This window comes from Streptomyces bungoensis, from assembly GCF_001514215.1.
Classification (GTDB): Bacteria; Actinomycetota; Actinomycetes; order Streptomycetales; family Streptomycetaceae; genus Streptomyces; species Streptomyces bungoensis.
Map to the genome: position 1 here is coordinate 1 of NZ_KQ948918.1, position 722 is coordinate 722.

The 722-nt window shown below is 66.6% G+C and carries 1 pseudogene; it reads right to left on the reverse strand.

The features are described from left to right. Window positions 1–611 (reverse strand): annotated as a pseudogene (locus AQJ66_RS36635) (transposase family protein); the annotation flags it as partial. Window positions 612–722 lie beyond the last annotated feature (111 nt).

Sequence of the window (722 nt, forward strand, 5' to 3'; positions counted from 1 at the left end):
GGACGAGGGCTGTGATGCGGGTGGTTGAGCACCTCAGCCTGCGGAGGAGTCGCCAGGTTTTGAGGGTGGCCTTGGCGGCCCTTGTCCGCCCAGCAGTCGATGCCGGCTTCCTCGAGCGCGTCGATGATGCCGTGTTCGCGGGCCGCGCGAACGTCGTGGACGGCGCCGGGAAGTGCGGGCGAGGCCCACAGCAGGCGTCCGAACGGGTCGGTGAGGACCTGCACGTTCATCCCGTGTCTCTTGTGCTTTCCCGAGCAGAAGGGCCGGTCGGCGGCGATGCGGTCGATCGGCAGGAGTGTCCCGTCGAGCAGGACGTACGCTTTTGTCGAAGCAGCTCGGACGGCCTCGTCGAGAGTCGGAGCGAGTGTGGCCAGCAGGTCGGCCGCTTCGCGAATGGAGCGGTAGACGGTACTCGTCCCGATCCTGAAACCGGCTGCGAGCTGGGCATACGTCGTTCCGTTCCGCAGATGCGCCACCGTCAGCAGGGCCTGACGACCGGCCGGGAGCCGTCGCCAGCGGCTGCCTATCCGGCGTTGATGCTCACGAAGACGGTCGGCGAGGAAACGCAGGGACCGGCTGGACACGTCCAGCCCGCACGGGTAGACAAGCACACGAAGCCTCTGGTGGGGCGAGGGAATCTTGGTCGTGAACCCGTCTACCAAGGGCTTCACCCATGCAACAGGCCAACTGGCCAGCCCACCAACCAAGTTGGCAAAGCCTCC